We start from the raw sequence: 21,720 nt of genomic DNA, 5'->3' as shown, positions 1-21,720 counted from the left end.
CAACGGGCCGAATACTGACGCTGAGCGTTTTTTCGCCATTTATGTAAAATGCGCGCAATTCCCGCCTGAAAATGGGGCCTTCAGACTTTTATTACGGTTTAAAGGAATTAAAAAAACGTGGTCCTACAGCAGCATATCTCAGCTGTTATCAAAATATTAAATCGCGTAAAAATATCATTAAAGGATATTTGATTAGGATTATTCCATGTCGCGATATAAATTCTGTCATTTCGGCAGGGGGCGTTTTGATGTGGATCAAATGGAGTGGAATAAAAAAGAAATTATTAAAGTAATAAACGGCAGGATTATCACAACCATGGGAAAGTTCCCCGTGGTTGTGATAATAAAGGAGAATTAACTCACGGAGACTTTTTTTCTTTTTTTATCAATATCTTTAATCAGCAGATTGATATCCCGATCGCTGAACATTTCCTCCAGCGTAGCCGTGAGCTTACGCCGCCAGTTCGGGTATTCCTGGCTGGTGCCGGGAATATTGACCGGTTGCGACATGTCCAGCCAGTCCTCCGGTTGCAGGCCGAGTAAGGCGCTGGCGCTTTCCGCGATGTAACGCTGTACGCCCCGGTTGAGTACCGGGCTCATGGCTAAGCGCCCGGCATGGTGGCCGGTTTTTTTCGGCACGCAGCCATACTGGTGCAGTCCATCGAGCAAGCCCTGTTTCGCCTGCTCTCTGTTTTCGTACAGCCCGTTGAGCACCTCGGTATCGGGGTAGAGGCCCAGTTCGTCGCCGAGCGTCAGGTCGCCGCTTTCCCAGAATCCGCGCAGGGTGGGCAGGTCGTGGGTGGTGACGGTCGCCATGGCCTGAACGGTGTAGGACTGCGGCGCGCGGAAGTGATTCTCCTGATCGTGCTCGAAATACAGCACCTTGTAAGAGTAGACCCCCGAATCACGCAGCTTCGCCACGATCTCTACCGGAACGGTGCCGAGATCTTCGCCGATCACCATGCATTTGTGGCGCTGACTTTCCAGCGCGAGGATCGCCAGCAGATCGTCCACCGGATAGCGCACGTAAGCGCCCTGATCGGCGGTTTCACCGAAGGGGATCCACCACAGGCGCAGCATCGACATGACATGATCGATACGCAGGGCGCCGCAGCAGGTCATGTTGGCGCGCAACATGTCGATGAAAGGTTGGTAGGCGCGCGCCTGCATCCTGTGAGGCGCCATGGGCGGCAGCCCCCAGTTCTGCCCGAGCGGGCCAAGGATGTCCGGCGGCGCGCCGACGGAGGCTTTCAGGCAATAGAGATCGCGTTCGGTCCAGGTTTCCGCGCCGCCCTCGGCGACGCCGACGGCCAAATCGCGGTACAGGCCGATGGGCATGCCGAGCTGCTGGCTGCGGGTGTAACAGGCCGCCAGTTGGATATACGCCAGCCATTGCAGCCACAAATAAAACTCAATCTCCTGCGGATGCTTCTGGCAGAAGGCGACGACGCCCGGTGCATCGGGGCTGTGGTACTTTTCCGGCCATGCCGGCCAGCCCCAGGCGTCGGGGTTATCGGCGCTGAGATGGGCGTGCAGGGCGTCGAAGATGGCCTGAGATTGCAGGCTCTCCCCGCCCTGGCTGATGAACTGGCGAAACGCCTTCATCCGGCTATTGCCCGGCTTCAGCGCCAGGAAAGCCGGAAATGCCCGCCGCAGCGCGCCCAGCTTCAGCTGCGTCACGGCGGTGTAGTCCACCCATTTAGCGCTGCGTGAGGCGTGCAACTGACGCTGCGTTGCCTCTTCCTGCCACCATGCCTGTGCGTCGGCGCTGTGCAGAAATTCCTCCACCTGATTAACGTCGATATACACGATGTTCAGCCAGCGGCGGGAAGACGGGCTGTACGGACTGGCGCTTTCCGGGAGGGCCGGATAAAGCGAGTGGATCGGATTCAGGCCGACGAAGGCGCCGCCGCGCGGCGCCAGTTCTTCGATCATGCGTTGCAGGTCACCGAAATCGCCGATGCCCCAGTTGCTTTCCGAACGCAGGGTGTAGAGCTGTACGCACGCCCCCCACAGCTTTTTACCGTTGAGCAGGGCGTCCGGCTCATAGCAGCGTGCCGGGGCGATGATCACCAGACACTGCCAGCGCTGTGAGCCGTCGCTCAGCGTGAGCGGGTGATATCCCAGAGGCAGGTTGCGCGGCAGCGTCAGGTTCTTGCGCTGCTGAATACGCCCCTGAAACGCGTTTTTCTCCGCGGACGTTTCCCCTGACTCCAGTTTTAACTCCCAGTGATAATCGCCCGAATGCTCGATGGGGATGACGCAGGGAGCCCCTTGTTGAAAGACAATAACCGCGGGAACGGGGGCTTTCGGTTCAGTGATGCCGGAACGCGGCAGCCCCATGGCGTCCAGCAGACGGCGTTTGGTTTCCGTGCTGATAGCCTGCTGCTTGCCGTGCGCATTGATATAGCTCGCGGCAATGCCGGCTTCCGTTGCCTGACTTTCAAGCTGTTTCCGCTCCATGCAAACTCCTTTAGCGCTTTGCTTGCCAGATACGTTGTTGGTAGTCGCGGATGGAGCGGTCCGAGCTGAACATGCCGACGCGGGCGGTGTTCAGAATGGTTTTGCGCGTCCACTCTTCCTTGTCACGATAAAGTACGTCAGCTTCCCGCTGCGCACGGCAGTAATCGGCGAAGTCGGCCAGCACCAGATAGGGATCGCCGCCTTCCAACAAGCTGTGCAGCATCATGTCGAATGCCTTCTTGTCGCCGTTGCTGAAGCTGCCGTCCGCCAGTTCGTCCAGCAAGGACTTCAGATGCTTGTCCTTACGATAGATGCTGCGCGGGTCGTAACCTTTCGCAATCAGTGCCTTAACCTGTTCGACGGTGTTGCCGAAGATGAAGATGTTCTCTTCTCCGACCTGCTGGGCGATCTCCACGTTGGCGCCGTCCAGCGTTCCCACGGTCAGCGCGCCGTTCAGCGCCAGCTTCATATTGCCGGTGCCGGAGGCTTCTTTACCGGCCGTGGAGATTTGTTCGGAGATGTCCGCCGCCGGGATCATCAGTTCGGCCACCGAAACGCGGTAATCCGGCAGGAAAGCGACCTGCAGGCGATCCTTCATTTTGGGATCGGCGTTGATTTTGGCCGCAACCTGATTGATGGCGTAAATGATGTTTTTCGCCAGGTAGTAACCGGGCGCAGCCTTGGCGCCGAACAGGAAGACGCGCGGTTCACGCGCCGCGTTCGGATCGTCACGCAGTTGGCGGTAAAGCGACAGAATGTGCAGCAGGCCGAGATGCTGGCGCTTGTACTCGTGCAGACGCTTAATCTGTACGTCGAAAATGGCGTTGGTATTCAGGGTCAGGCCCATCACCTGTTTCACGTAGCGGGCCAGGTTTGCCTTATTGTCCTGCTTGATGTTGCGGTACTCTTCGCGGAATCCGGCGTCATCGGCGTACGGCTCCAGCTCTTTCAGGGCGTCCAGATCGTTGGCCCACTCTTTTTTCAGCGTACGGTCGATCAGGCCGGCCAGCGCCGGGTTGCATTGCTTCAGCCAGCGACGCGGCGTGATGCCGTTGGTGACGTTATGGAACTTGTTCGGCCACAGCTGGTGGTACTCCGGGAACAGATCCTTCACCACCAGATCGGAGTGCAGCTGTGCCACGCCGTTCACCGCAAAGCCGCCCACCACGCACAGGTTGGCCATACGCACCTGCTTGTCGTGATGTACCGCCAGTTTCGCCCACACTGCATCGTCGCCGGGCCATTGTTCGTTCACCACTTTTTTGAAGCGGGCGTTGATCTGCTTGATGATGTCGAAATGGCGCGGCAGCAGGCTGCGCACCAGGCGCTCATCCCAGCGTTCCAGCGCCTCCGGCATCAGGGTATGGTTGGTGTAAGCAAAGGTCCGGGTGGTGATGGACCAGGCTTCGTCCCAGCTCAGCTGATGTTCATCGAGCAGGATGCGCATCAGTTCAGGAATGGCGATGGTCGGGTGGGTGTCGTTAAGCTGGATGACTTCGTAGTCGGGCAGCTCGGCCAGTTTACGTCCCGCCGTATGGTGCTTGCGCAAAATATCGGCCAGCGCACAGGCGCACTGAAAGTATTGCTGCATCAGGCGCAGGCGTTTGCCGGCCTGATGGTTGTCATTCGGATAAAGCACTTTGGTGAGCTTGGCGGCTTCGATGCCCGCGCTTTCCGCTTTGAGGAAATGACCGTCGTTGAACTGCGTCAGATCGAACGGATGCGTGTGCGTTGCCTGCCACAGGCGCAGCGGCTGGCTGACGCCGTTGCGGTAACCCAGCACCGGCAGGTCGCGGGCTTCACCGCGCAGGGTGAACGCAGGGCGCCACAGAACGCGGCCATCGGCCTGTTTTTCCAGCTTGCCGCCGAAGCTGACGTCAACGCTCAGGGCGCTGTTGTGGCGGAACCAGGGGTAGCTTTCACGCTGCCAGTCGTCCGGCGCTTCCTGCTGATGGCCGTCGGCAAAGGACTGACGGAACAGGCCGTATTGATAGCACAGGCCGTGGCCGGTAGCCGGTTGCTGAACGGTCGCCATAGAGTCGAGGAAGCAGGCCGCCAGACGTCCCAGCCCGCCATTGCCCAGCGCCGGGTCGGTTTCCTGCTCCAGCAGATCGCTGAGTTTGATGTCATGCTGCGCCAGCAGGGTTTCGACCTGTGTATACCAACCCAGGTTGATCAGGTTGTTGGCCGTCAGACGGCCGATCAGAAACTCCATGGAAAGGTAGTTTACATGACGTAATCCTTTCGTTTTCGGGGAGTTAACGACGGGGCGGGCGGCCAACAGCTCTGCGCAGGCACCGCTGACGGCTTGCCACCACTGGTGCTGCGTCATCTCGCTGGCGGATGTCAGCCCAAAATGCTGCCACTGGCGGGTTAATGCCGCCTGAAAAGCGTCTGTATCAAACGCGTCTTTATCAAACGATGTATGCGACATAAAAAGTCTCTCTCAAAATCAACACGCGATTTAATTATGCTGAGGTTATCCTGCCGGGCAGGGTGAGGATTAACATCCTCCCGGATGGGGAGGAGGCAGGGAGGAGCTTTGGGGCGTAGTAATGTTTATCTGCCATGAAATTGTGCTCCCTGTCACTCTTGCCGGATGATACGGGGCGTTTTCTTGTTCCTCCCCAGCCTCGGAGCTTTCCGAACGTTATTTTGAGAAAAGAACGGAAAATATCCTGAAGTATATTATTTGCCAGTAAAGCCGGAATGGAGTCAAGGTGTCCGTTCATGATGAATGAAAGCATGAGTCGTTTTGCGGGACAAAACGGTTTTTCTATGCATATTTCCGGAATAACGGTTTGATTATTAATGCTAATGCGTTTTTGTGATTTTGCCCTGAATTACCCGCTTAAAATGACTTTTTCGTAGGAAAAGTGCTCTTTTTATGTGCTTTTGTTGATTAATTTACGTTAAGGTTAAAATCTTTCACATACCGTCTATAATTATATGATTCCCTCCTGATGGTTATGTATTGGCGTTATATGCTAACTCACGGTTAATTATGCATTTTCATGTAATTCCGGATATTTTTTCAGCGAGTAGAGAATAATGAAATAATTTTGCCAATGGAAATATTGGTCTGCTTGGCTTATGCATTTTTACGTGTTGAAGATCACGTTATTTAATAATAACGTTTTTTATAAACGATTTGGCGCATACTAAGTCAGATATCTGAGCAAGATATAAATGACTATTCGTAGAAAAATGTGATCGACAGCAACTTCCTGCCATATCATCCATTTACTCTGTTGCAATAGCGGGTTCATTGACCGAATTTAAATAACAAATATTAATTACGAAGCGTGAAAAAATTAATTCTACGGTGCAGGACAGGCCAGAGTCTTATCATGCGGGGCTGATGAATATGTTGATTCCGTCGAAGTTAAGCCGCCCGGTGCGGTTGCAAAACACGGTCGCGCGCGATCGGCTGCTTACCAAGCTGTCGGCCGCGTATAACTATCGTTTGGTGTTGATTAACGGGCCGGCGGGATACGGCAAAACCACGTTATTGGCTCAGTGGGCGGCAGAGAAAACGGATCTTGGCTGGTTCTCCCTTGATGAAAGCGACAATCAGCCGGAGCGTTTCGCCAGCTATCTGGTGGCGGCGCTGCAACAGGCGACCGGCGGCCATTGCGGTAAAAGCGAGATTATGAGCCAGAAACACCAATATGCTTCGCTTTCCGCCCTGTTCGCCCAGCTGTTTATTGAGCTCTCCGACTGGAATACCCCGCTTTATCTGGTCATTGATGATTACCACCTGATCTCCAATGCCCAAATCCACGAAGCCATGCGCTTTTTCCTGCGTCATCAGCCTGACAATCTGACGGTGGTTCTGCTGTCGCGTACGCTGCCGCCGCTTGGCATCGCCAACATGCGCGTGCGCGATCAACTGCTGGAGATCAACATGCGTCAGTTGGCGTTTACGCATCAGGAAGCCCAACAGTTTTTCAACCACCGCCTGAGTTCCCCTTTTGCGGAAGGGGAGAGCCATCAGTTGTGCGACGAAGTAGAGGGCTGGCCGACCGCATTACAACTGATTGCCCTGTCGGCCCGCCAGTCCGCGTCGTCCGCTCAGGCATCGGCCAAGCGCCTGGGACGTATTAACGCCGCCCATCTGTCGGACTATCTGGCGGATGAAGTGCTGGATCATGTTGATGCCAAAACTCGCGATTTTCTGCTGCGTTGCTCGGTGCTGCGCTCCATGAATGACGTGCTGATCATGAACCTGACCGGCGAGGAAAACGGCCAGCAGCAGTTGGAAGAACTGGAGCGGCAGGGCCTGTTCATTCACCGTATGGATTCTTACGGCGAGTGGTTTTGTTTTCATCCCTTATTTGCCCAGTTCCTGCGTCAGCGTTGTCAGTGGGAGCTGGCTCAGGAGCTCCCCAATCTGCACCGGACCGCGGCGATGGGCTGGATGGACCTGGGATTCCCCGCGGAAGCCATTCACCATGCGCTGGCAGCGGGCGATGTCGAGATGTTGCGTGACGTATTGATGCAGCATGCCTGGGCGCTGTTCCATCAGAGCGAGCTGTCGTTGCTGGAAGAATGCATTCAGGCGCTGCCGTACGAAAAATTGATCCAGAATCCGCGCCTGGCGTTGCTGCAGGCCTGGCTGGCACAGAGCCAACACCGCTATGGTGAGGTGGAAACGTTGCTGACGCGCGCCGAACAGGGCATGTCTGAGCAGCAGATAGAAATTGATGACGAGCTGAGCGCAGAGTTTGATGCGCTGCGCGCGCAGGTGGCGATTAACGCCGGCAAGCCGGAAGAGGCGGAGTACCTGGCGACGGAGGCGTTGAGAAAGCTGCCGATCGGCAGCTATTACAGCCGTATCGTCGCCAGTTCCGTTATTGGCGAGGTGCATCACTGCAAGGGCGATCTGGCGCGGGCGTTACCGATGATGCAGCAAACCGAGCAGGTGGCGCGCCGGCATCAGGCCTACCACTATGCGCTGTGGGCGATGCTGCAACAAAGTGAAATTCTGATTGCCCAGGGGTTCTTGCAGGCGGCGTATGAAACGCAGGATAAAGCGTTTGAGCTAATTTATGAGCAGCATCTGGAACAGTTGCCGATGCATGAGTTCCTGCTGCGTATCCGCGCGCAGTTGCTGTGGTCGTGGGCGCGTTTGGACGAGGCGGAGGATGCCGCGCGCAACGGGCTGAAAGTGCTGGAAAACTACGATCCGCAGCAGCAGTTGCAGTGCCTGGCGTTGCTGACCAAATGCGCGCTGGCCCGCGGCGATATGGATAATGCCGGCTCCTGGCTGCGCCGCTGTGAAAATCTGCTGCTGTCGGGTAATTATCACCGTGACTGGCAAACCAACGCAGATAAATCACGGGTAATTTACTGGCAAATGACGGGCGATAAAACGGCGGCGGCCAACTGGCTGATGCAGGCCGAGAAGCCGGCGATGGCCGACAACCATTTCCTTCAGGGGCAATGGCGTAATATCGCGCGGGTGCAGATTCTGCTGGGTAAGTATGCGGAAGCGGAAGTGGTGTTGGACGAGCTGAACGAAGAAGCGCGTCGTCTGCGCCTGACGAGCGACCTGAACCGTAACCTTTTGTTGTGCAACCTGCTGTATTGGCATACCGACCGCAAAAGCGAGGCGCAGAAGGTGTTGATTGAGGCGCTCAGCCTGTCCAACCGCACCGGCTTTGTCAGTCACTTCGTGATTGAGGGCGAAATCATGGCGCAGCAACTGCGGCAGTTGCTGCAACTGAATACCCTGCCGGAGCTGGATCAGCACCGCGCCCAACGCATTTTGCGTGACATCAACCAGCATCATCGCCATAAGTACGCGCACTTTGACGAGAGCTTCGTTGAGAAGCTGCTTAATCATCCCCAGGTTCCCGAACTGATCCGCACCAGTCCGCTGACCCAGCGTGAATGGCAGGTATTGGGGCTGATCTATTCCGGATACAGTAACGAGCAAATTGCCGGTGAGCTGGACGTGGCGGCGACCACGATAAAAACCCATATCCGTAATCTGTATCAGAAGCTTGGCGTGGCGCACCGCCAGGAAGCGGTGCAGCAGGCACAGCAAATCATGAAAATGATGGGATACGGCGTATAAGTAAAGTGAATCATCATGCGCAAAGATAATTTGCGCGTGATGATTCAGTATTTAAAGCAGAGGCTTGATTAGCTGTAACTCAATCCCGATGCGGATAGCATGTTTGGCGTTTGCCACCCCCAGCTTTTTGACGGCGTTACCGATATGAAACTTTATCGTCGTTGTTTTCAGACCCAGGATTGAAGCAATTTCCTGATATGTTTTCCCCATGCTGGCCCAATACAGAATTTCATTTTCCCGTTTAGTAAAAACGTCCTTGCTTGCCTGAATGCTGCTATTTACCTGTCTTGCCTCTTTATAACAGAGGGAAAATTTATCAAGAGTGTCGATTAACAGCATTTGTAACTTATCTTTTTTGTTCTCCATCATACTTTGCGTATTACTGGCTTTTACGCCGGGCGTGATGAAAGAGAGTAATGCTAAATTATGATTATGATCGTGCAGTACGAAAGTATAGCCATTAATCGCACCGTATTTTTCTTCATAACCAAAAATTTTAGATAAATTGGCGTTGGCGTTCACTACCGTGCTGTCTGCCCATGCAAACGGCGAGCTTTTGTTTAGCGCGGTAATGATAACGGGATCGATGTGTTGGTAATTGTTTTTTTTGTAATTATCAACCCACTGATCTGAATAGTTAGAGATAAGTAGAAATTCTTTGGGATTTCTCTTATTTAACAGGAAATAGAAATAATGTAATGGACCATGACGCTTTAGCCTCTGTTCAATATAATCCTTCACCATGCTATGTATCGCGTCATTATTATAAAAAGATAACGACATATTATTGACCTCAGGGTGGACCGCACACTGTGTCAGTAAAAGAGCACAACATGTAATTGTTTGGCAAGACTGATCTGCACTTTTATTGATATTAATAAATATATTTCTGATGAATGTCTTAAATCCGGGAGGATGGCAGGAGGGCTATTAGTGGAAGGTGTAACGATCTCCATCAGGAAATAGGTTTTAGTTTCTCTCCCCCGCTGAGCAATGAGCCTGCGGGGGATTTATCTTGTATTTACCGGAAGAGTACGGTGATTATTTCGCTTGCCCATAATAAGCATGCGGGCCATGTTTCCGGCTGAAATGTTTTTCCATCAGGTAGCTGTCAATGGGGGTCAGATGCGGATTTAACCCGTGCGCGATCCAGGCCATCTTCGCGACTTCTTCCATAACAACGGCGTTGTGTACCGCCTCATCCGCTGTTTTTCCCCAGGCAAACGGCCCATGCTGATAGACGATGATGCCGGGGGTATGCAGAGGCTGTGAGTTCGCCAGAGCATCCGCGATAACCAGACCGGTGTTAAGCTCATAGTCACCGTTAACTTCTTCTTCGGTCAACGCCCGCGTGCAGGGGATGTCGCTGGCGAAGTAGTCCGCGTGAGTCGTACCCAGCGCGGGGATGGAAAGCCCGGCCTGCGCCCACGCGGTGGCATGCGTTGAGTGCGTATGCACAATGCCGCCGATTTGCGCAAAACGGCGGTAGAGCGCCAGGTGGGTCGGGGTGTCGGAGGAGGGGCGATATTTACCTTCCAGGACGTTTCCCTGCATGTCGACTACCACCATATCTTCCGGGGTCATCGTGTCATAAGAGATGCCGCTGGGCTTTATCACCACCCGCTGGCGGTCGCGATCGATGGCGCTGACGTTGCCCCAGGTAAACGTGACCAGCCCGTGACGCGGGAGCGCCATATTGGCGGCGTACACTTCTTCTTTCAATGCGTCCGTCATGCGGCCTCCTCAACGGCCAGACCGGCGCGTTCCATGCGTTGCAGTACCCAGTCACGCGCGGCTTTAATTTCGCTTACCGGATCGGCGGCGGTTTCACTCCACATTTCAATCAGGTACGGGCCGGTATAGCCTGTCTCCCGCAACGTGGTAAAACAGCGTTCGAAGTCCACCACGCCCTGCCCGAAAGGTACGTTTTTGAACTCGCCGGGCCGGGTGTCTTTAACGTGTACGGCGACGATATGACCGCTGCCGGCGCGCAGTTCCATCTGAACGTCGTTATCCCAGGCGGAAAGGTTACCGATATCGGGATAGAGCTGAAACCAGGGGTTGTTCAGGTAATGGGCGTATCCCATGGCTTTGCTGATGGAGTTCATCAGCGGGTAGTCCATGATCTCCATCGCCAGCGTAACCTGCGCCCGGCTCGCCATTTCCACCGCCAATTGCAGCCCTTCGCGAAAGCGCTCACGGGTTACGTCGTTGGCCTGTTGGTAATAGACGTCATAACCGGCCAGCTGAATCACGCGGATGCCGGTGTCCTGAGCCAGCCGGATCGCCTGCGCCATAATTTCCAGGCCGCGGGCGCGGGTGCGATCGTCTTCCGAGCCCAGCGGGAAGCGGCGGTGCGCGCTCAGGCACATAGAAGGAACGCGTACGCCGGTGCGGGTAATCGCGTCTACCAGCGCCATGCGTTGCTCGCGGCTCCAGTCGAGCCGCGCCAGCCGTTCATCGCTCTCGTCCACCGACATTTCAACGAAGTCGAAGCCCAGCTCAGCGGCCAGTTGCAGGCGCTCCGGCCAGCTGATGCCGGCAGGCAGCGCCTTTTCATAAATCCCTAAGGGGACACGCTTAAGGGTTGTCATCCTTTCACCTTAGCCCCACAGGCGGGCGATGGACTGCTTGAACTGACGGGCAGCCTGTACCGGGTCCGCGGCGTCGCGGATGCTGCGTCCGGCAATGAAAACGTGAATCGGAATACCGCGGAACAACGGCAGGTCGTCCAGCGCCAGGCCGCCGGTTACCGTTACCTTGAACCCCATGTCCGCCAGGCGCCGGATGGCGCTGATGTCTTCATCCCCCCAGGCGACGCCGGCGGCCTGCGCGTCGCGGCTGCGGTGGTAGACGACCTGCTGAATGCCGGCTTCACGCCATGACTGCGCCTGTTCCCAGGTCCAGTAGCCGGTCAGCTCAATTTGCACGTCGCCGTCGAACTCACGGGCGACATCCAGCGCGCCTTTCGCCGTGTTGATATCCGCGCAGCAAATGACGGTTACCCAGTCCGCATTGGCTTCGAAGCACATACGTGACAGAATTTTGCCGGCATCGGCGATTTTGGCGTCGGCCAGCACGATTTTATGGGGATACAGGGCTTTCAGATCGCGCACCGCGCGCACGCCTTCGCCGACGCACAGGATGGTGCCGACTTCGATAATGTCGACCTCTTCGGCGATCAGGCGCGTGGTTTGGTAGGCGCTATCAAGCGTTTGGTTGTCCAGGGCGACCTGGAGCATCGGTAATGTATGGGACATCGGGTTTCCTCTTGTTAATGTGCGGCTGCCGCGGTGGCGCGATCGATTAAATCCAGCACGTCCTGCTCAGTCCGGCAGGCGCGCAGGCGATCAAAATTCGCTTCGTCGTCAAACAGCTCGACGATTTGCATGATGCCGACTTCCTGATGCGTATTGGCATCCGTGGCGGCCAGCGTGATCAGGATATCTACCGGGTCATTTTCTTCGTGATTGAAGACCAGCGGCGTTTTCAGCGTAACCAGCGCGAAGCCCGTTTTAAGCACGCCTTCCTCCGGGCGGCCGTGGGGCATCGCCAGGCCCGGCGCGATGACGAAGTAGGGGCCGAAGCGTGTAACGCCGTCGAGAATAGCCTGGTAGTAACGGGGTTCGACCACGCCGGCGTTGACCAACAGATCGACACCGATCTTCACCGCCTCCTGCCAGGTTTCCGCTTCGGCCTGCAGGCGGATGGAGCGGTTTTGCGCCAGGGAATCACGTAATTTCATAATGGCTCCGCCTATTTAATGTCGCCGGGAAAATGCGCTTTGATAACTTCCATCAGCTTGGGGCCAAAGTCGGCGGCGGAGAGCATATTGCGCACGCCCACCACGTATTTGTTGCCGCTGACGGTGATCTCATCCGCTACATGGGTGGACGCGATGATGATGTCCGCGCCGCTCAGTTCCGCCTTGTACTCGCCGACGGCGCAGCTGTTTACCGTGTGAGTCACGCCCTGCTGGGTGAGAAACTGATCGACCTTCATCTTCATGATCATGGAACTGCCTTGCCCGCAACCGCATACCGCCAGAATTCGTACTGTCATAATGTGTTCTCCGTTGAGTTAGTGCGTTGAAGATTCCGCAAGCTGTTTGTCGGCATCTTCTTCGGCGCGCAGCGTGCGGCCGGCAAAAAACATGTACATCAGGGCAATAAGGATCACGATGCCCATAAACCACAGACCGAACGTCAGCCCCTGCATCAGCGGCGGCGCCAGAATCGACCAGTCGGCCATGCCCATCCAGGCGCTCAGCCCGGTCAGCTTCACCGCCCAGACGCAGCCGAAGATTTCAATCATCCCCATCACCAGGCAAATCTTGAGCGCCGCGCGCCAGCCGCCGAAGTGGTTGGCGAACACGCCGATGGTGGCGTTGGAGAAGAACATTGGAATAAAGCCGGGAATGATCATGATGGAAGAGCCGGCGAGGATCAGAATGCCTACGGCGATAAGCTGGCCGATGGTGCCCCACATAAAGCCCCAGACCACCGCGTTCGGCGCAAAGCTGTAAATGGCGGCGCAGTCGATAGCCAGCACGGCGCCGGGGATCAGGCGCTGGGAGATGCCGTTGAATGCTTCTGACAATTCAGCCACGAACATGCGCACGCCCTGCACGATGATGAAGATGGCGACGGCGAACTGGAAACCGGTTTGCAGGATGTAGATGGTCCAGTGCGTTTTCCCCGCCATTTGCTGCACCGTACCGATACCGAATGAACAGAGGATGGCGCCGAAAAACAGCGTCATCACGATGGCCGTAGAGACGATGTTGTCGTGGAAAATGTTGAGCCAGCCGGGCAGCTTCAGCTCTTCCACGCTCTCTTCTTTCTTGCCGAGATAGGGCGCCAGCTTGTAGGCAAGCCACGAAGCGAACTGTTGCTGATGGCCGATGGAGAAGCCGCAGCCCTCGGTCACTTCCTGGGTGGGTTTGTACATCATGTTGGAGGTGATGCCCCAGTAAAGCGAAACCAGCACCGCCGTACAGATGATGGTGGTCCACATCGGGTAACCGAGGATGTAGAAGAAGACGGCGATCAGCCCCGCCTGCTGAAACATGATGTGGCCGGTCAGCATGATGGTGCGGATGCCGGTGAGCCGGCGCAGCAGTACGTACAGGATATTCAGCGCCAGGGCGAGCAGCACTGCGTAGCCCACCCAACTGTAGGCGTCGCCCATGCGTTCGACGGTCGCCATCATCGACGCATAGGTGTCGGAGATGGCGCCGTTGATGCCGTAAACCTCAGAAAGCTTGGCCACCACGGGTTTGAAGGTGCCGGTCAGTATTCCCGAACCTGCCTGCAACAGCATGAAACCGATAATGGTTTTGATGGTGCCTTTGATGATGACCGTCGCGCTCTTGCGCAGCAGCAGATAGCCAAGGCAGGTAACGATGCCCAGCAGCAGCGGGGCGTTGGTCATGACCTGATTAAAAAATACCGTAAAGACGTTGTAGAGGGTTTCCATAAGCACTCCCGTTGGCTTTGGGACAACCTGTTTTCATTTTGCTGCGGCGTGATGCCGTGCGATTTATAGGGTCTTTTCACTTTAGCAATCATTATGAATCACCAAAAGATTGAATTTGATTATTTGTGAGAAGCTTCGCAACTTCATACGACGCTCGTCGTTTTCTTTTTGCCGGTTATTGATGTTGTTTCTATTTAATTCATTTAGTTACGGGATTTTTATAGCCAGTTTTCTTATAAAACGCTTGCCGCTGTCGGGAAGGTGAGTACGGAAAAGGAGAAAAATGATGCTTTCAATTCTGCTTTTTAACGTGTTAGATTTGATTGTGAAAATCAAAAATAATCACAAAATGATTTTGTGTGACTTTTTGCATCATTGACTGACCGAAGAGAGGCCCGCAGACATGAGTAAAGTTGAAACCATCACGCGCGAATCATGGATACTGAATACCTTCCCTGAATGGGGAACCTGGCTGAATGAAGAGATCGAACAGGAGCAGGTCGCTCCCGGCACCTTTGCCATGTGGTGGCTGGGCTGTACGGGGATTTGGCTGAAGTCGGAAGGCGGCGCCAGCGTCTGTGTGGATTTCTGGTGCGGCACCGGCAAACAGAGCCACGGTAACCCGCTGATGAAAAACGGGCATCAGATGCAGCGTATGGCCGGCGTGAAAAAATTGCAGCCCAATCTGCGTACGACGCCGTTCGTGCTCGATCCGTTCGCCATCAGGCAGGTCGATGCCATTCTGGCGACGCACGATCATAACGATCACATCGACGTGAACGTCGCTGCTGCGGTGATGCAAAACTGCGATGCTTCCGTACCGTTCATCGGCCCGCAGACCTGCGTAGACATGTGGGTCGGCTGGGGCGTACCGCGTGAGCGCTGCATCGTGGTGAAACCCGGCGACGTGGTCAGGGTGAAGGACATTGAGATTCATGCGCTGGACGCGTTTGATCGCACGGCGCTTATCACGCTGCCGGCGGAGGAGAAGGCGGCAGGCGTGTTGCCGGACGGCATGGACAAGCGGGCGGTGAACTATCTGTTCAAAACACCGGGCGGAACGCTGTATCACAGCGGCGACTCGCATTACTCGAACTACTACGCCAAACATGGCAACGAGTATGACATTGACGTCGCTCTCGGCTCTTACGGCGAGAATCCGCGCGGCATCACCGACAAAATGACCAGCGCGGACATCCTGCGCATGGCGGAAGCGCTGAACGCCAAAGTCGTGATTCCGTTTCACCATGATATCTGGTCGAACTTTCAGGCCGACCCGCAGGAGATCAGCGTGTTGTGGGAGATGAAGAAAGATCGGCTGAAGTACGGCTTCAAGCCGTTTATCTGGCAGGTGGGCGGCAAATTCACCTGGCCGGCAGACAAGGATAACCGGGAATACCATTATCCGCGCGGATTCGATGATTGTTTCACCATTGAGCCGGATCTTCCGTTTAAGTCATTCTTATAACAGAAGATTATTTTTCTCCGGGCCGGGATCGTTCGGCCCGGTTAGGGTTCATTTCAGACTGTTTTTCAAATATAATCACCAAATTGTCATTAACGCTCAGGATTCTCATGACCGAATCGCAAAGACATCAGGCGCTTCTGGAACTGCTCCAGCAAAGAGGATTTGTCTCCGTCGAACAGGTGATGGGGCATATGCAGATTTCTCCGGCTACCGCGCGACGCGACATCAACAAGCTCAGCACGGAAGGCAAGCTGAAGAAAGTCCGCAACGGCGCGGAGGCCGTCAGCCAGGGGCGTGTGGCCTGGACGCCGATGAATATTCATCAGGCGCAGAATCACGATGAAAAAATGCGCATCGCGCGGGCGGCGTCAACGCTGGTGAGGCCGGGTGAAAGCGTGGTGATTAACTGCGGCTCGACGGCGTTTCTGCTGGGGCGTGAAATCTGCGGCAAAGACGCGCAGATCATTACCAATTACCTGCCGCTGGCGAATTTCCTGATCGAGCAGGAGCACGACAGCGTCATCATCATGGGCGGCCAGTATAACAAGAGCCAGGCGATTACCCTGGCGCCGCAGGAGGGTGAAACGTCGCTGTATGCGGGGCACTGGATGTTCACCAGCGGCAAGGGGCTGACGGCGGAAGGGCTGTACAAAACCGATATGCTCACCGCGATGGCGGAGCAGAAGATGCTGAACTACGTAGGCAAGCTGGTGGCGCTGGTCGACAGCAGTAAAGTCGGGCAACGGGCAGGAATGCTATTCAGTCGTGCTGACCAAATCGACATGGTGATCACCGGCCGGGATGCTGATGAACGGGTGTTGCAGCAGCTCAGGGAGCAGGGCGTGGAGGTAATGCTGGTGTAGCAGAAACACCGCCGGCAGCGGTGTTTCATGCGGACATCAGTAGTATGAGTGTTCGCCGCGCTGGTGTTCCGTGAGGTCGCGAACGCCCTTCAGCTCAGGGAATTTCTGCAGCAGCTCTTTTTCAATCCCTTCCTTCAGGGTGTAGTCCACCATGGAACACCCGTTACAGCCGCCGCCGAATTGCAGGATAGCAAACCCTTCATCGGTGATTTCCATCAGCGATACGCGGCCGCCGTGACCGGCCAACTGCGGGTTGATCTGCGATTGCAGCACGTACTCAACACGCTCGATCAGCGGCGCATCATCATCAACTTTACGCATCTTGGCGTTGGGCGCTTTCAGCGTCAGCTGGGAGCCAAGCTGATCGGTGACGAAGTCGATTTCCGCATCTTCCAGGAACGGTGCGCTGATTTCATCCACATAGGCCGAGAGTTGATCGAATTTCAGCTCGGTGTCATTCGGCTCAACGGCGTCCGGCGGACAATAAGACACGCCGCATTCGGCGTTCGGGGTTCCCGGATTAATCACGAAGACGCGGATCTGGGTGCCCGCTTCCTGATTTGCCAGCAGTTTGGCAAAGTGCGCTTGCGCTGCGTCAGTAATACGAATCATGGCATTTGCTCAATAGTTGACTACTCTGGTCGGTTATAATACGCCGATTGTAAAGTGCTCACAAGGTGCGACACAGACAGATAACCTGAACGGACGCGGCGCCCGCGTCAAGCAGCAGGCGGCTGATTTCCGCCACGGTGCTGCCGGTGGTAATAACGTCATCAAGCAGCAGTATCGTTTCTCCGTCCAGCCGCTCCGTGCAAACAAACGCATTGCGCAGGTTGCGGCGCCTGGCGCCGGCGGTAAGCGTTTGCTGGGCCGGCGTATTCTTGACGCGCCGCAGCAAGCCGGCGGAGGTGCGGCAACTCAGCCAACGCGCCAGCGGGCGGGCCAGCAACTGCGTTTGATTGAACCCGCGCCGCCACTGACGCCGGTGATGCAGGGGAACAGCCACCACCCGGTGCACGGCGGATAACCCCCGTTCCCGCCGGGCCTGAAGATAGCGCAGCAGCATCAGTCGGGCCAGCGCGGGCGCCAGTTGCCACATCCCCTGATACTTCAGCCGTTGCACCAGCGTACTGAGCGGAGGACGATAGTCGGTGACCGCGATCATCTGCCGCCAGGGCGGCGGTTTTTGCTGGCAGCGCCCGCACGGTATTGAGGGCAATGCCGCAGGCAGCCCGCAACGGGGGCAAAGCGCGGCAGGCAGCAGCAGGGTACGGCAACAAACGCTGCAAATACCGTGCGCGGCGATTTTGAGCGGCAACTGGCATAGCCAACAACGAACGCCGGGCGTTAACATGTCGTATCCTGATGGCAAAGAAATTACAGACGGACAATAACCGATGACACAACTCTATTGGCAGACCTGCGGTGAAGGCGATCGCGATCTTGTGCTGCTGCACGGATGGGGATTGAACGCGCAGGTATGGCGTTGCATTTTGCCGCAATTGACGCCGCATTTCCGCGTTCATCTGGCTGATCTGCCCGGCTATGGGCGCAGCGGGGGATTTGGCGCACTGTCGTTGCCGGTGATGGCGCAAACCGTGCTGGATCAGGCGCCGCCGCGTGCGATCTGGCTGGGGTGGTCGCTGGGCGGGCTGGTGGCCGCTGAAGCAGCGTTATCGGCGCCCGATCGCGTGGCGGCGCTGATCAGCGTGGCTTCCTCGCCCTGCTTCTCCGCCCGCGAGGAGGAAGGGTGGCCGGGCATCAAGCCGGAGGTACTGACAGGGTTTCAGCATCAGCTCAGCCAGGACTTCCAACGCACGGTGGAACGCTTTCTGGCGCTACAGACGCTGGGGACGGAGAGTGCGCGTCAGGATGCGCGCACGTTGAAGGATGTCGTGCTGAGTCAGCCGATGCCGACGGCAGAGGTGCTGAACGGCGGACTGGACATCCTGCGTACGGCGGATCTGCGCGCAGCGTTGACGCGGCTCGACGTGCCGTTCCTGCGTATCTACGGCTACCTGGATGGGCTGGTGCCGCGTAAGGTGGCTGAAATGCTGGATGAACGCTACCCGCAAAGCCCTTCGCTGGTGATGCGTAAAGCTGCTCATGCGCCCTTTATTTCGCATCCGGATGAGTTTTGTGACGCGCTGAAAGCGTTTTGCCAACGGGCGGCTTAGCTGCCGCCGTTTTTGACGGGGAGTCTTTGTGCTGAGAGCGGGAAGCTACGGCGTCTTGATTTGATAAACCTCGATCTCGCACCTTTCCGTCTCCGGGCACCCTTTACAGCCGCCGCCCAGGCATCCGGTGTCTATCTCCGTCACTTTTTCTACGCTGCCCATGGCCTCCAGTCTCTCCAGCATGGCTTTCACCATAGACGGAGAGGCAGAGAGTTCCCGGCTTAATTGCCGCAGCTCAACCCGTCCATGCAGCGCGACGGCATCTCTGACCTGCAACAAACTCGTCATAACGCCAGTACCCTCTTAGTGACAGTGAGGTTTGCTGTTCGCCGTGCTGCAGCAGTCCGGCGCCGGGGTCGCGGGGAGACGTACGCTTACCCGATCCCGCGTGCGGCGCAGCGCGGTCAGTACGATGAGGTTAAATATCACGACCAGCGCAATCGTCACCAGGCTGTACAGCGGGTGGGCGCTGAAATTGGCGATCTGATAAAACAGCGCCGCCAGCGAATAAGCCACGTTCAGACCCCAGAAGATGGAGAAGGTCATCCAGCCGCGGCTGCTTTCACGGGCAATGGCGCCCATCACGGACACGCAGGGAACATACAGCAATACGAAGATCAGATAGGCATAAGCGGAACTGATGCTGCCGAATTTGCTGCTCATCACGCCCATGGAGCTGATGCCCATTTCACCGTCGCCTTTGCTGGCTTCGATGGGGTTGGCGAGCACGCTGAGGCTGAAGGTGTCCTTCAGGCTGGTCCAGGTTTCTTCTATCGCGCCGCCCAGCTCGTCCAGCAGGTTGAAAGAGTCGGGATCGAATTCCTCTGTTGTGATGTGTTCCGCGGTGTACAGGGTGTTCAGGGTGCCGACCACCACTTCTTTCGCCATCGCGCCGGTCACCAGGCCGACGGTCGCCTGCCAGTTGTCCGAATGCACGCCGATGGGTTGCAGCAGCGGCGTTATCACCTTACTGACCGAAGCCAGCGCGGAGTCGTTGATATCGTCAACGGGTTTGCCGCTGAAAGAGAAGCTGTTGAGCGCGCCGATAAAGACGCTGGCGATCACGATCACTTTCCCCGCGCGCAACACGAACCCTTTCAGGCGCTGCCAGGTTTGCAGCAGCAGGCTCTTAAGGTGCGGAATGTGGTAGACCGGAAGCTCCATCACGAACGGAGAGGCTTCGCCGCGCATCAGGGTATGCTTCAGCGTCAGCCCGGTGAGGATGGCCACCACGATGCCGAGCATATACAGCGAAAACACCACGATGGCGCCGTTCTGGCCGAAGAAGGCGGCGGAGAAGACAGCGAAGATAGCCAGACGGGCGCCGCACGACATAAAGGGCGCCATCATGATGGTCATCAGGCGCTCACGCGGCGCGTCCAGGGTGCGCGCCCCCATGATTGAGGGCACGTTGCAGCCGAAGCCGACGATCAGCGGCACGAAGGATTTCCCCGGCAGGCCCAGCGCCTGCATCAGGCGGTCGACGACGAATGCGGCGCGCGCCATGTAACCGGAGTCCTCAAGAAAAGAGAGGAACAGATACATCATGCCGATCTGCGGCACCAGCGGCAGCACGGTGTTTATCCCGCCGCCGATCCCCTGAGCCAGGAAAATCGTCAGCCAGTCCGGGAAGCTCAGGGTATGGCCGACCCACTGAATTCCCTGAATAAAGATGGCGGCCGAACCGACATCGAACAGCGGCTGGAGCGCCCCGCCGATGTTGATTGCCAGCAGGAACATCAGGTACATCACCAGCAGGAAGACCGGAATACCCAGCCAGCGGTTAAGCACCAGCGCGTCGAGTTTCTGCGTCAGAGCATTGGGTTTGGCTTCATGGGTGTTGCTCACGGCTTCGCAGATATCCGTGATGCTTTTATAACGGGCGTCGGCGATCAACAGCGCCGGATCTTCGTGCAGCGACTGTTGCAGGGTGGCGCGCGCGTCAGGCAGCAGCGCCTGGGCGTTGCTGGCGCGGGAGTAGCTGTAAATATCCCCTTCCAGCAATTGCAGGGAGAGCCAGCGGCGCTGTTGGGCGCTCATGGTGTCCGGAATGGCCTGCGCCAGCCGGTCGACCTGCGCCAGCAGCAGCGGTGGGTACTCTACCAGCGCCTCGACGGCGCAGGAGGGCGGCAGATCGATAGCGTCTTTTAACTCGCGGATACCGTTGGCGCGGGTGGAGACCAGGGGAATCACCGGGCATCCCAGCCGCCGGGACAGCGCGTTGATATCAATTTCGATTTGCTGGCTGCGGGCAATGTCCAGCATGTTCAGGGCGATGATGCAGGGAACGCCCAGCTCAAGCAGTTGCAGCGTCAGGTACAGGTTACGTTCCAGATTGGAGGCATCAACGACGTTGATCACCAGATCGGCATCGCCGCTGAGAATGTAATGGCAGGCGATTTGCTCATCCAGCGAAGTTTGCTCGGAAATGGTGGTCAGGGAATAGGTTCCCGGCAGATCAACCAGCTTCACCTGGTGGTCGCGGGTGGTGAAAGTGCCTTCCTTGCGTTCGACCGTGACGCCGGCCCAGTTTCCCACGCGCTGGCGTGAACCGGTCAACTGGTTGAACAGGGTAGTTTTTCCGGCGTTGGGGTTACCGATTAGCCCGATAGTGAGTTGTTTCATAAGCCAACATAGACAGTAAATACAGGGATAAACGCGGAACGGACGCCCGGACGTGACCTCAGGGGTGATGTGCCGCTTCTACAATTCAAACGCCGCCGGCAAATTACGTCAGCGGTTCAATAATCAGCAGTTCGATATCTTTTTTGCGCAGCATCAGGCTGACCCGGCGCGCTTCGATCTCTATCGGATCTCCCAGCGGGGCGGCGCGCACGACGCGAAACGGCGAACCAGGCAGGAAGCCCAGCGACAAAAGTTTCTGGCGATACGCCGGACTGATGGCCGGCGAAAAGCCGACGATTTTATATTGGCGACCTGGTTGCAGAGTGCGCATAGAACCTTCTTAGCACAGCAATAAACGAATGCGTGGACGAACTTCACCGGTGTAGTCAGTGTGCAGCGGTAACGGAAGTCATCCGGGAATAAGCAGAATAATTAAATTGATATTCGTTATCATCATCACTCGTCGCAAAACGGCAAAATAGCGCTTAACTTACCCGGTGATATTTGGTGCATCCGTGACGCTGATTTCCTGCCAGAGCAGATAAAATGATGCCCTTATGTGAG

The 21,720-nt window shown here is 56.4% G+C and carries 18 protein-coding genes; 4 read left to right on the top strand and 14 right to left on the bottom strand.

Annotation, left to right across the window (positions count from 1 at the left end):
• Window positions 1–354 precede the first annotated feature (354 nt).
• Entirely contained in the window at window positions 355–2,463 is a 2,109-nt protein-coding gene (gene malQ / locus C8D90_RS07900) for a 4-alpha-glucanotransferase (RefSeq protein WP_115457904.1), read from the bottom strand.
• A gap of 10 nt (window positions 2,464–2,473) precedes the next feature.
• Window positions 2,474–4,897 carry a maltodextrin phosphorylase gene (gene malP, locus C8D90_RS07895; RefSeq protein WP_115457903.1) on the bottom strand — a complete coding sequence of 808 codons (2,424 nt, stop codon included), beginning with the start codon at window positions 4,895–4,897 and terminating at the stop codon, window positions 2,474–2,476.
• A 933-nt stretch (window positions 4,898–5,830) separates the two neighbouring features.
• Here malP and malT point away from each other — a divergent pair.
• Entirely contained in the window at window positions 5,831–8,545 is a 2,715-nt protein-coding gene (gene malT, locus C8D90_RS07890) for an HTH-type transcriptional regulator MalT (RefSeq protein ID WP_115458180.1), read from the top strand.
• Between the two features lie 51 nt (window positions 8,546–8,596).
• Here the strand turns inward: malT and C8D90_RS07885 are convergent, their stop codons facing one another.
• From C8D90_RS07885 to ulaA, 7 genes are all read right to left on the bottom strand, one after another.
• Entirely contained in the window at window positions 8,597–9,328 is a 732-nt protein-coding gene (locus tag C8D90_RS07885; protein WP_115457902.1) for a helix-turn-helix transcriptional regulator, read from the bottom strand.
• A 258-nt stretch (window positions 9,329–9,586) separates the two neighbouring features.
• Complete coding sequence (locus C8D90_RS07880; RefSeq protein ID WP_115457901.1) at window positions 9,587–10,279, bottom strand: L-ribulose-5-phosphate 4-epimerase; 693 nt, start codon at window positions 10,277–10,279, stop codon at window positions 9,587–9,589.
• Entirely contained in the window at window positions 10,276–11,139 is an 864-nt protein-coding gene (locus C8D90_RS07875) for an L-ribulose-5-phosphate 3-epimerase (protein ID WP_115457900.1), read from the bottom strand. Before C8D90_RS07875 ends, C8D90_RS07880 begins: the two co-directional genes overlap by 4 nt.
• 9 nt (window positions 11,140–11,148) lie before the next feature.
• Window positions 11,149–11,805 (bottom strand): 3-keto-L-gulonate-6-phosphate decarboxylase UlaD, encoded by a 657-nt coding sequence (locus tag C8D90_RS07870; protein ID WP_115457899.1) that lies wholly within the window; start codon window positions 11,803–11,805, stop codon window positions 11,149–11,151.
• A gap of 14 nt (window positions 11,806–11,819) precedes the next feature.
• Window positions 11,820–12,290, bottom strand: a complete 471-nt coding sequence (gene ulaC, locus C8D90_RS07865; protein ID WP_115457898.1) for a PTS ascorbate transporter subunit IIA — start codon at window positions 12,288–12,290, stop codon at window positions 11,820–11,822.
• An 11-nt stretch (window positions 12,291–12,301) separates the two neighbouring features.
• A complete protein-coding gene (ulaB, locus tag C8D90_RS07860; protein WP_115457897.1) occupies window positions 12,302–12,607 on the bottom strand; it encodes a PTS ascorbate transporter subunit IIB in 306 nt (101 codons plus the stop codon).
• A gap of 18 nt (window positions 12,608–12,625) precedes the next feature.
• Window positions 12,626–14,023, bottom strand: a complete 1,398-nt coding sequence (gene ulaA, locus C8D90_RS07855; RefSeq protein ID WP_115457896.1) for a PTS ascorbate transporter subunit IIC — start codon at window positions 14,021–14,023, stop codon at window positions 12,626–12,628.
• Window positions 14,024–14,426: 403 nt separating this feature from the next.
• Here ulaA and ulaG point away from each other — a divergent pair, with 403 nt between their 5' ends.
• Window positions 14,427–15,491, top strand: a complete 1,065-nt coding sequence (gene ulaG, locus C8D90_RS07850) for an L-ascorbate 6-phosphate lactonase (RefSeq protein WP_115457895.1) — start codon at window positions 14,427–14,429, stop codon at window positions 15,489–15,491.
• Window positions 15,492–15,598: 107 nt separating this feature from the next.
• Window positions 15,599–16,354, top strand: coding sequence for an HTH-type transcriptional regulator UlaR (ulaR, locus tag C8D90_RS07845; RefSeq protein WP_115457894.1), 756 nt, complete (start codon window positions 15,599–15,601; stop codon window positions 16,352–16,354).
• A gap of 36 nt (window positions 16,355–16,390) precedes the next feature.
• Here ulaR and nfuA read toward each other — a convergent pair whose 3' ends face one another.
• Entirely contained in the window at window positions 16,391–16,966 is a 576-nt protein-coding gene (nfuA, locus tag C8D90_RS07840) for a Fe-S biogenesis protein NfuA (RefSeq protein ID WP_115457893.1), read from the bottom strand.
• A gap of 58 nt (window positions 16,967–17,024) precedes the next feature.
• Window positions 17,025–17,708, bottom strand: coding sequence for a DNA utilization protein GntX (gene gntX, locus C8D90_RS07835; RefSeq protein WP_115457892.1), 684 nt, complete (start codon window positions 17,706–17,708; stop codon window positions 17,025–17,027).
• Between the two features lie 43 nt (window positions 17,709–17,751).
• On the opposite strand from gntX, the gene bioH reads away from it, so the two are divergent.
• The gene (bioH, locus tag C8D90_RS07830) at window positions 17,752–18,531 is read left to right on the top strand and encodes a pimeloyl-ACP methyl ester esterase BioH (protein WP_115457891.1); all 780 of its coding nucleotides are present in this window, start codon (window positions 17,752–17,754) and stop codon (window positions 18,529–18,531) included.
• 45 nt (window positions 18,532–18,576) lie between these two features.
• On the opposite strand, the gene C8D90_RS07825 is transcribed toward bioH, so the two are convergent.
• The 3 genes from C8D90_RS07825 to feoA form a co-directional block, all read right to left on the bottom strand.
• Window positions 18,577–18,819, bottom strand: coding sequence for a FeoC-like transcriptional regulator (locus C8D90_RS07825; RefSeq protein ID WP_115457890.1), 243 nt, complete (start codon window positions 18,817–18,819; stop codon window positions 18,577–18,579).
• 15 nt (window positions 18,820–18,834) lie between these two features.
• On the bottom strand, window positions 18,835–21,156 hold the full coding sequence (feoB, locus tag C8D90_RS07820; RefSeq protein WP_115457889.1) for a Fe(2+) transporter permease subunit FeoB: 2,322 nt from the start codon (window positions 21,154–21,156) through the stop codon (window positions 18,835–18,837).
• A gap of 103 nt (window positions 21,157–21,259) precedes the next feature.
• Window positions 21,260–21,487: a ferrous iron transporter A gene (gene feoA, locus C8D90_RS07815; RefSeq protein ID WP_115457888.1), complete on the bottom strand. Its 228-nt coding sequence runs from the start codon at window positions 21,485–21,487 to the stop codon at window positions 21,260–21,262.
• Window positions 21,488–21,720 lie beyond the last annotated feature (233 nt).

The sequence above is a fragment of the Enterobacillus tribolii genome, assembly GCF_003363015.1.
Lineage (GTDB): Bacteria > Pseudomonadota > Gammaproteobacteria > Enterobacterales > Enterobacteriaceae > Enterobacillus > Enterobacillus tribolii.
Note: the sequence above shows the minus strand (reverse complement) of the source record. Positions and strands in the feature narration are given on the sequence as shown.

Bases quoted from the DNA above. Each gene is read 5' to 3' on its own strand.
- malQ (WP_115457904.1), bottom strand. From the start codon at position 2,463: ATGGAGCGGAAACAGCTTGAAAGTCAGGCAACGGAAGCCGGCATTGCC.
- malP (WP_115457903.1), bottom strand. From the start codon at position 4,897: ATGTCGCATACATCGTTTGATAAAGACGCGTTTGATACAGACGCTTTT.
- malT (WP_115458180.1), top strand. From the start codon at position 5,831: ATGTTGATTCCGTCGAAGTTAAGCCGCCCGGTGCGGTTGCAAAACACG.
- C8D90_RS07885 (WP_115457902.1), bottom strand. From the start codon at position 9,328: ATGTCGTTATCTTTTTATAATAATGACGCGATACATAGCATGGTGAAG.
- C8D90_RS07880 (WP_115457901.1), bottom strand. From the start codon at position 10,279: ATGACGGACGCATTGAAAGAAGAAGTGTACGCCGCCAATATGGCGCTC.
- C8D90_RS07875 (WP_115457900.1), bottom strand. From the start codon at position 11,139: ATGACAACCCTTAAGCGTGTCCCCTTAGGGATTTATGAAAAGGCGCTG.
- C8D90_RS07870 (WP_115457899.1), bottom strand. From the start codon at position 11,805: ATGTCCCATACATTACCGATGCTCCAGGTCGCCCTGGACAACCAAACG.
- ulaC (WP_115457898.1), bottom strand. From the start codon at position 12,290: ATGAAATTACGTGATTCCCTGGCGCAAAACCGCTCCATCCGCCTGCAG.
- ulaB (WP_115457897.1), bottom strand. From the start codon at position 12,607: ATGACAGTACGAATTCTGGCGGTATGCGGTTGCGGGCAAGGCAGTTCC.
- ulaA (WP_115457896.1), bottom strand. From the start codon at position 14,023: ATGGAAACCCTCTACAACGTCTTTACGGTATTTTTTAATCAGGTCATG.
- ulaG (WP_115457895.1), top strand. From the start codon at position 14,427: ATGAGTAAAGTTGAAACCATCACGCGCGAATCATGGATACTGAATACC.
- ulaR (WP_115457894.1), top strand. From the start codon at position 15,599: ATGACCGAATCGCAAAGACATCAGGCGCTTCTGGAACTGCTCCAGCAA.
- nfuA (WP_115457893.1), bottom strand. From the start codon at position 16,966: ATGATTCGTATTACTGACGCAGCGCAAGCGCACTTTGCCAAACTGCTG.
- gntX (WP_115457892.1), bottom strand. From the start codon at position 17,708: ATGTTAACGCCCGGCGTTCGTTGTTGGCTATGCCAGTTGCCGCTCAAA.
- bioH (WP_115457891.1), top strand. From the start codon at position 17,752: ATGACACAACTCTATTGGCAGACCTGCGGTGAAGGCGATCGCGATCTT.
- C8D90_RS07825 (WP_115457890.1), bottom strand. From the start codon at position 18,819: ATGACGAGTTTGTTGCAGGTCAGAGATGCCGTCGCGCTGCATGGACGG.
- feoB (WP_115457889.1), bottom strand. From the start codon at position 21,156: ATGAAACAACTCACTATCGGGCTAATCGGTAACCCCAACGCCGGAAAA.
- feoA (WP_115457888.1), bottom strand. From the start codon at position 21,487: ATGCGCACTCTGCAACCAGGTCGCCAATATAAAATCGTCGGCTTTTCG.